The 9,023-nt window shown below is 49.6% G+C and carries 8 protein-coding genes; 2 read left to right on the top strand and 6 right to left on the bottom strand.

Annotated elements, in window-relative coordinates; all coding sequences use genetic code 11:
- From AC5V8P_RS20065 to AC5V8P_RS20045, 5 genes are all read right to left on the bottom strand, one after another.
- Positions 1-839: acetyl-CoA carboxylase carboxyltransferase subunit alpha (locus AC5V8P_RS20065; protein ID WP_495473803.1), on the bottom strand; the 839-nt coding region annotated here is incomplete at its 3' end.
- The gene (gene accD, locus AC5V8P_RS20060) at positions 840-1,733 is read right to left on the bottom strand and encodes an acetyl-CoA carboxylase, carboxyltransferase subunit beta (protein WP_064796229.1); all 894 of its coding nucleotides are present in this window, start codon (positions 1,731-1,733) and stop codon (positions 840-842) included.
- Positions 1,734-1,913: 180 nt separating this feature from the next.
- A complete protein-coding gene (locus tag AC5V8P_RS20055) occupies positions 1,914-2,102 on the bottom strand; it encodes a hypothetical protein (protein WP_007429680.1) in 189 nt (62 codons plus the stop codon).
- A 152-nt stretch (positions 2,103-2,254) separates the two neighbouring features.
- Positions 2,255-2,752, bottom strand: coding sequence for a phosphatidylglycerophosphatase A family protein (locus AC5V8P_RS20050; protein ID WP_063213121.1), 498 nt, complete (start codon positions 2,750-2,752; stop codon positions 2,255-2,257).
- 167 nt (positions 2,753-2,919) lie between these two features.
- Positions 2,920-6,585 (bottom strand): DNA polymerase III subunit alpha, encoded by a 3,666-nt coding sequence (locus tag AC5V8P_RS20045; protein ID WP_064796230.1) that lies wholly within the window; start codon positions 6,583-6,585, stop codon positions 2,920-2,922.
- 137 nt (positions 6,586-6,722) lie between these two features.
- Between AC5V8P_RS20045 and AC5V8P_RS20040 the strand changes: the two genes are divergently transcribed.
- Together AC5V8P_RS20040 and AC5V8P_RS20035 are read left to right on the top strand one after the other, a co-directional pair.
- Positions 6,723-7,052 carry a YtrH family sporulation protein gene (locus tag AC5V8P_RS20040; protein ID WP_063213123.1) on the top strand — a complete coding sequence of 110 codons (330 nt, stop codon included), beginning with the start codon at positions 6,723-6,725 and terminating at the stop codon, positions 7,050-7,052.
- Between the two features lie 12 nt (positions 7,053-7,064).
- On the top strand, positions 7,065-7,562 hold the full coding sequence (locus AC5V8P_RS20035) for a sporulation membrane protein YtrI (protein ID WP_063213124.1): 498 nt from the start codon (positions 7,065-7,067) through the stop codon (positions 7,560-7,562).
- A 44-nt stretch (positions 7,563-7,606) separates the two neighbouring features.
- On the opposite strand, the gene AC5V8P_RS20030 is transcribed toward AC5V8P_RS20035, so the two are convergent.
- Positions 7,607-8,941, bottom strand: coding sequence for a DRTGG domain-containing protein (locus AC5V8P_RS20030; RefSeq protein WP_063213125.1), 1,335 nt, complete (start codon positions 8,939-8,941; stop codon positions 7,607-7,609).
- Positions 8,942-9,023 lie beyond the last annotated feature (82 nt).

The raw sequence follows: 9,023 nt of genomic DNA, 5'->3' as shown, positions 1-9,023 counted from the left end.
GCAGCGGTCACTTCATAGTTACGATGTGCGCCCCCTTTCGGCTCTGGCACAATATCCTCAATAATCTCCATGCGCAGGAGATCATTAGCGGTGATTTTCATGGCTTCAGCCGCCTGATCCGCCTTGGAAGCATCTTTCCATAGAATTGAGGCTGCGCCGTTTGGAGAAATGGCCGAATAAATAGCATGTTCCAGCATCAGCACACGGTTACCCACTGCAAACGCAAGCGCACCGCCGCTTCCACCCTCGCCGATGACCACACAAATAACAGGCACCGAAAGCTTTGCCATCTCCCGCAAATTGCGGGCAATCGCTTCCGATTGACCTCTCTCCTCTGCTGTATTACCCGGATAAGCGCCCTTCGTATCAATAAATGTAACAATAGGACGTTTAAATTTTTCAGCCTGCTGCATCAGACGCAAGCCTTTACGGAATCCTTCCGGATGTGCACTACCAAAAAAACGGGCAATATTATCTTTCGTATCCTTACCACGCTGCTGGCCAATGACGGTCACCGGAATACCATTTAGCTTGGCAATCCCGCCTACAACCGCCAGATCGTCACCGAACAAGCGGTCGCCATGCAATTCAATAAAGTCCGTAAACACCTGCTCGATCAAATCAAGGGATGTTGGCCTTTGATGATGGCGGGCCAGATGCATCTTTTGCGATGCTGTAATGTTCGTATATATCTCTTCTTCCATCTGGAGATAACGTTCTTCCAGGCGGTTAATTTCATCTGTAAAATCAATTTGCTTATCCTGTCCGAATTGCTTGAGTTCTTCGATCTTCTGTCGCATCTCGACCAGGGGCTTTTCATAAGGCAATTCGCCAGCCATTTATTCCTCCCCTTTCACACTGTGCAGATCAAGCAATTGCCCAAGGGTATCACGCAGCTCCTTGCGGTGTACAACCATATCCAATTGTCCGTGCTGCAAATTAAATTCGGAAGTTTGAAAATCATCCGGCAGCTTCTGTCTGATGGTCTGCTCAATTACAATACGCCCTGCAAAACCGAACACAGCACCTGGCTCTGCAATAATAATATCTCCAAGCATAGCAAAGCTGGCGGAGACTCCACCTGTAGTCGGATCAGTGATCACAGAAATATAAAGTAATCCCTGCTCGTCCAAACGAGCGAGAGCAGCACTTGTTTTGGCCATCTGCATCAGGCTCAAAATACTCTCCTGCATACGTGCTCCACCGGATGTAGAGAAGATAATAAGCGGCAAGCGCTTCTCAATCGCCTGCTCGATGGCGCGAGTAATTTTCTCTCCTACGACCGAGCCCATGCTGCCTGTAAAAAAGTCAAAGCTCATCACCGCTACGACAACAGGAATCCCATGAATAAGGCCGTCGCCCGTAACGACAGCCTCGCGCAGGCCAGATTTCAGGGTCTGTTGCTCCAACTTACTTGCATATCCCGGAAAATCCAGCGGGTCCACCGAAATCATATCGGCATCATATTCCGTAAACGTGCCTTCGTCGAGCACCATGCGAATGCGATCCATCGCATTCAAACGCATATGGTATCCGCACACCGGACATACTTTTAAATTTTTCTCCAACTCTTTGCTGTATTGAATGCTTCCGCACTTGCCACATTTGGTCATAAGACCTTCGGGAATTTCCCGTTTGGGACGATCCGGCATGTCCGCTTGATCGCCGCTCAGCGCCCGTTCCGAAGGGATGGTCGCGTATTTACGCTTCTTTTGGAATAAATCTTTAAACACAACTACACCTCTCCAGCCGTTTATTTGTCAGCCGTAACCGATACAAGGTCCTCTGCCGTCGATGCGGCACCTCTAAGCATTATGTTCATACACACGTCAACGCCTGTTCATACAACATTACCGCCGATCGTGCATCCTTTGTTCCATTCATGCTGCTGTATCACTTCCGCCGTTCCGGACTCAAGGGCGCAAAATCGAATTAAGCACTTCCTGTATTTCTTCGACTTCACCCGAAGGCACAAGTATCTCAAACTGTTGCTTGGATGCACTGATGGCCCGGGTCTGCACCATAAAACCTTCTTCAGACAGTTTGAGCTTAATCATGTCAGCCAGTCTGGCCGTCGGTGCAATATATATCACCGTCCACATGCCTTGTTTCTACCCCCTAAGCCTCAAGTTTTGAGCCCATATAATAGACTCATGATAACATACCTTACTTTTTTCCCGCAACAAAAGCCCTCCTGATCATTCAAGTTCCGTCGGAGGGCCTAGACAATCTTCAACTCTGTTACATAGGTCAATTAAGCATCCAATGACGCAGGATAATGCTTGGCATGAAGGCTCCGATGAGCAATACGCGAAGAAGCTGCGGCAGCCAGTCCAGCGACAAGATCATCTAAAAACACATGAATGCCACTGCCTTTTTGGTTCAACTTTTCTATAATCCCAATCTTTTCCTTGTCCAAATACCCAAAGCTGGTTAAGCCGATCATGCCGTACACACTCGTAATGCCAAGAGCCATCGTCTCGTCTACTCCGTACAACGGTTCGTCTGCCTCCATGATAGCTTGCAGGGGCTGGGGGAGAAGTTTCTTCTCGGCTAGTTCATCAAGTGCAATACCTGTGAGCAACGTATATTGAACCTCACGCTTTTGCAAAACCGCTTTGACACTGTCTACACATTCTTCCATAGTCAAACGAGGATAATATTTTAGCTGAAGCTGATAAACAATGTCCGCAATGGACTCGATACGGATGCCTCTGCGATTTAACAAGGCTTCTGCATATTCATAGGACATCATATCCCCCCGCTTTCACCGTTACAGTTCTATTCTTCCACCGTGCGGGATCTTAAGGTGCAGGGTACGTGTTGAATCCCCTGTTCCGCCAGTTTTCCAAGTGTATGCGAAAGGGGAGGGAAATGTTCATAAAACCGTTACAACAAGGGCCAATTGCTATGGCCCGATCATTTGACTTTCACCGTGCCTATACCTAACATCGACTCCATTTGGTCAAACAGCTGAGGTGAGGGCTTAATGCTGTAGGCATCGCTCAACGCTAGCAGTCGCTGGCTGCTCTCGTAAAAGAGTACGGTTGGCACAGCACCGGGGTGCTCCTGCAGCAGCGCCTTGAGGCTAACCAACAAGCTGGCGTCCTCCTCGGCTTGGCGGGTGATTTTGACAAACACCCGCTGACGGGCGGGCGATTCCGAACCGCGCGAGGACGAAGCCTGCTCAACATGAGCCGCTTCGCCTCCGCGTTGGGAAAGAGTCGACACAGGACGAGCTGCCTTCTGCTGCGGCGACACTGATGTAGCGGCTGCCGAAGCCGAGGGCGACACACGCGGTGCTCTGCCGCCTGGGCTGCCAGCAGCGGGCACGGAAGCTCCAGTGGCTGCGGATGAACGCGCACTGGCACGCCGGCGCTGGAGGAGCCGTGCCAGCGTATCTTCCGCTAGCGGAGCTGCCTCATCTGCCAGCAGCTTGAAGTGCTCGTCCTGCTGCTGCATCTTGGCACGAAGTGCAAGCAAGGCTCCCTTTTCAATCCACTGCTGGCTTCGCTTCCAAACTTCAGGGAACAGCACAACCTCACAGCGCTCAATCTGATCCTCCAGTTCAATGAAAGCCATGGCCTTTCCCTGCTTGGTCGTAATCGTCTTGAGTGACACCACCATGCCTGCGGTCACAATAACCGTTTCATCTGGGACATCGCTCAGCTCCATCAGACGATCCGCCTGACTGCTTTCCAGCAGCGACTCAAAATCATCTAACGGATGCCCGGACAAATACAGTCCCAGCAATTCGCGTTCCATCTCTAATTGCTGGCTGGAACTAAATGGGGGTACATTCGGATATTCGATGTCCCAATTGGGCATTTCTACAAACCCAAACATATCAATTTGCAAATCGTCACGTTCTTTACGCCATTTTGCAGCTGCATCTACCGTCTCATCCAACATAGCAAGCAGCTGTGACCGATGACCTGTCAATGAATCAAATGCCCCTGCCTGAATAAGCGATTCAATTACTCTCTTATTGCATACTCTCAAATCGACGCGTCGACAAAAATCGAGCAGACTGTCAAAAGGGCGCTCTTTGCGAACAGTAAGAATGCTTTCCATTGCTTGTGTACCAACATTTTTAATTGCAGCTAGTCCAAAACGGATATCCCCCTGCTGTAATGGGGTAAACAGCACTCCACTCTCATTCACATCAGGCGGCAATACTGCAATATCCATGCGACGACATTCGACAACATACTCAGCCACTTTTCGGTGACTTCCCATTACGGCCGTCAGCATGGAAGCCATGAATTGTACCGGATAGTGAGCCTTAAGATAAGCCGTCTGGAATGCTAACACACCATAAGCGGCGGCATGGGCACGCGGAAAACCGTAGTCGGCAAAACGGACGATCATATCGTAAACCCTTCCAGCTTCCTCCTCCGTGTAGCCCTGCTTGATACTGCCATCGACAAAATGGCCACGTTCCCGATCCAGCACCTCACGCTTTTTCTTGGACACCGCGCGACGCAGCAGATCAGCTTCTCCCAGGGAAAAGCCAGCCATACGCGAAGCAATCTGCATGATTTGCTCCTGGTACACAATAATACCGTAGGTGTCCTTTAAGATCGGTTCAAGATCAGGATGCGGATAAGAAATCTCGATCTGTCCGTGTTTCGCCTGTATAAAGTTAGGAATAAAGCCCATCGGACCCGGACGATACAAAGCCACGACAGAAATGATATCTTCGAAAACATTTGGTTTCAAATCCTTGAGCACCCGGCGTATACCAGCCGACTCCAGCTGAAACACACCTCCTGTATCCCCTTTACCCAGTAATTCATAGGTATGCGGGTCATTATCGGGAACACAGTCAAAATCAGGTGTTTCTCCATGTTGTTCTGCAATCCAGCGCATACACCGTTCTATAATGGAGAGTGTACGCAGTCCGAGGAAATCCATTTTCAGCAACCCAATGCGCTCCAGATTTTCCATCGAGTATTGCGTCAGAGGAACCCCTTCACTCCCCTCTTGCAGCGGAACTGCATCAGTCAATGGAGTCCGCGAGATGACAACACCTGCCGCATGTGTCGAAGCATGACGAGGCATTCCTTCTACTTTGATCGCCATATCCAGCAATTCACGTGTCTTGGGCTTCGTGTCATACAGTGCCTTCAACTCGGGGGTGATCTCCAACGCATGCCGGATATTAATGCCAAGCTGAGCTGGAATCAACTTGGCCGCTTTGTCCACCTCGCCATACGGTACATTCAATGCTCGGCCCACATCCCGGACTGCGGCTCTAGCTGCTAACGTACCAAAGGTAATAATTTGCGCTACATGCTCATTTCCGTACTTCTGTACTACATAGTCGATAACCTCATCGCGGCGTTCATCGCTAAAATCAATATCTATATCCGGCATACTGATCCGTTCAGGGTTGAGGAACCGTTCAAATAGTAGATTGTATTTCATTGGATCGACATTCGTGATATTAAGCACATAGGCAACCAAACTCCCTGCTGAGGACCCCCGTCCCGGTCCTGTTGCAATTTTATGCTTATGAGCAAAAGCAATAAAATCCCATACAATCAGGAAGTAATCGCTGAAGCCCATGCTGTCAATCGTATTCAATTCGTAGCTCAGCCGCTGGTTCAGTCTTTCCCGCTCCTCCGGCTGCTCCCATGCAGGATCGCTTCCGTAGCGATGTTCCAGCCCTTGCACGCACAGACTGCGCAAATAGGACGAAGATGTCATGCCTTCCGGCAAAGGGCGATATTCAGGCAAAATAGATTGACCGAATTCCAGCTCCAGCTCGCATTTCTCAGCAATACGCACCGTATTGGCGATGGCTTCTGCTACATGTGGAAATAAACGAGCCATTTCCTCCTGATTTTTCAGATACAACTGGCGTGTTGGTATCCGCAAGCGCTCCTCATCGTCAACGGTTTTCCCTGTCCCGATACAGATCAGGACATCTTGGACGTCAGCATCCGGCTCAGTTAAGTAATGTACGTCATTCGTCGCCACTAGCGGAATATCCAGCTCCTTCGCCAATGCGATCAATTGAGGATTTACGCGTTTTTGCTCTGACAGACCATGATCCTGAAGCTCCAGATAAAAATCATCGCCAAAAATGTTGCGGTATCGTTCCGCTGCACGTCGTGCCTCAGCTTCCCGTCCATGCAGCAAATGCTGCGGCACTTCACCGCCCAAGCATGCGCTCAGGCATATGATGCCTTCATGATGGGCAGCCAAAGCGTCCATGTCGATGCGCGGCTTATAGTGAAAGCCCTCCAAATGACCCATGGAGCACAGCTTCATCAGATTTTGATAGCCTGTTTTATTTTTAGCGAGCAAAATTAAATGATATATGGGCTGATCCTTCCGGCTTCCACGCTCCTTGCGCGACCCTGCCGTCATATAAGCCTCACACCCGATAATCGGCTTAATGCCGTTCTCTACACATGCTCTATAAAAAGGAATGGCACCGTACATGACCCCATGATCTGTAAGGGCCAGCGCCTTCATTCCGTAAGCTGATGCCTGTTTGACCAATTCCGCGGTACGAGCCGCGCCGTCCAGCAGGCTGTACTCGCTGTGAACATGCAAATGCACAAATGAACTCATGCGCTTCTCTTCCCTTCACCGCTTGATTTTCTTCAAACTATTTTATCATATCCGCGTTAGTAGCGCCCATAGAATAAAAGTACAGACCCGGGCGGACAAGCGCGGTCCTGATTCGTATACTTAAGGAGGAAAAGAGCATGAGCACTTTTATATCCAAAGCGATTCTCGACTTCTTCATTGCCTTCGGCATCGTGCTCGGAGGAGCCATGCTCGGAGGAATGGGAGCTGTCGTATCGCTTCAGCCACCTACCCAGACGATGCTGGAGGTTGCCGGCAGGATTAAAATATGGGCGCTTGCCGCCGCTGTAGGGGGAACGATGGACCCGATCCGGGTCATTGAGAGCAATATGTTGGATGGTAATTTGTCACCTGCCATCAAGCAGATATTGTATTTGATTTTCGCTTTTTTAGGCGCTCATATGGGTGCAGAGCTGGTCAAGTGGGTATGCGGCAATGGACGGTCGTGAGGTGAAACGACTATGAGAGTTCCCCCCTTTGAGCGCCTGCGCCCTTTTATGCAATTATCCTCCGTTTTTGTCCTCGGTATGATTACGGGAGGAATGATCTATAATGCGATCTGGCATGCCAGCTTTAACCAGCTGTGGACGAACAACCAGGACCTGCAATTTAAGCTTCAGCAAGCCGAAGAGGACAACAAAACATTGCGTAAATACAGCAAGCGTCAAACGGTTGTCAAAGAGATTAAACTGATCGCGGAGGAAGCTTCGGCTGAAAAAATTGATGCGATTAACCTGAAAGAGCTTCTTCGCCGCGTCAGTCGTGATCTGGAGGTGCTGCGGGGCAGAGATATGTTCGAGATTGATTCTGACAGCAAGCTGGTACGTATGCTGCTGAACCAAAAAAAATACACCGTTCGTGACAAGGAGTATACAATCCAGGTCAAAACGATGCTTGTCATGGAAGGCGTGCTGCAAATTTGGCTTGAGGCCAAAGAAAGACTGCCTCAAAGCCACTAAGTCGATCTTACTTAGCTTCACTTCCTGCTTCAACCAGAGGTAGATTAACCGTGTTCAATAGATTGAAGCGTCATCACAGCTTTGCACACCAAATGATTTTCCCGAGAAATCGCAATTTCCAGCTTGCAGGTGCGGCGACTCATCTCAAGCAGCAATGGACGAAGAACGACAGCATCCTCAATCTGTACCGGTCGAATAAAATAAGTCGTCAAATTATCCAGCACATAATCCTTGCCGCTCATATCTCTAGCTGCCCGGTAACCCGCTTGTGTCATCACGTTGACCAGTACGCCTTCCGAGATCGTCCCTAAATTAGTAGCCATCTGTGGAATGATAAAACCGCGAAAAAATAATGATCCGTCCTCATTGCGCTCCTCAGCAAATCCGTTCCAGATCAACTGGTCGAACGTTTCGCCCAGCTGCGGTTGCTTTTGCGCGTTACGCAGTGCTTCCAGCACCTCACGCCGTGTAACGGACCCGAGCAGCTTACGGTTGCGGTCCACGACTGGCAAGTAATCTACACCTTCCCACGCCATCATTTGAGCGGCAGAAGCCAGCGAGGTCTGGTAAGTGACCGTGATTGGGTTACGGATCATACATTTATCCATCGTATGTTCAGGTTGGAGCCCTTCCACGTCTTTACGGCTGACGATCCCTATCAAACGATTCCATTCATCCACTATGGCAAAATGATGATGTCCAGTAGTCGCCGATAGCTCCTCAAATTCGGTAAGCGTGCTGTTGATTTTCAAGGTCAGCGTCTTCGGTTTGCTTGCCGCAATGTCTTCAACCAACATAATCTTCTTTTTGATCAGGCGATCAAATATCGCTCTATTAATCATAGAAGCCACCGTAAAAGTATCATGGCGCGAAGAAATAATCGGCAGACTAATCTGGTCTGCAAGCTGCTTAACCTCCCGACTCGTACCGAACCCCCCGGTAATCAGCACACCTGCTCCCTGCTCCAGTGCAAGCGAATGTGCATCCTCCCGGTTACCTACGATCAGCAAACTGCCTGCGTCAATATAACGCGCCATCGCTTCTTCACGCATCGCCCCGATCACATACTTGTGCAACGGTTTCTCCAGTCCCTCGCTTCCGCCCAGCACATGTCCCTCTACAATATTCACTACATCCGCAAAGGTCAGTTGCTCAGACAAGCCGCGTGGACGCTTCTCCACGCGTACTGTTCCGATCCGTTCCTTGGTTATGACAATTCCCAAATTTTCTGCTTCTTTCACAGCCCGATAGGCCGTGCCTTCGCTTACGCTCATTTCTCTAGCCAACCTGCGTACAGAAATTTTGGAGCCTATTTTCAACTGCTCGATATGACGCAATAACTGCTCATGCTTCGTAACTGTTTCATCTAGCCCGTCCAACTCTGTTACACCCCCAACGTTCAATCTGTATCATTCTGTATCTATTATACCACAAAATCCCTTTGTTTTAGACCCTCGTCAT

It is taken from the genome of Paenibacillus sp. N119s, from assembly GCF_059447605.1.
Note: the sequence above shows the minus strand (reverse complement) of the source record. Positions and strands in the feature narration are given on the sequence as shown.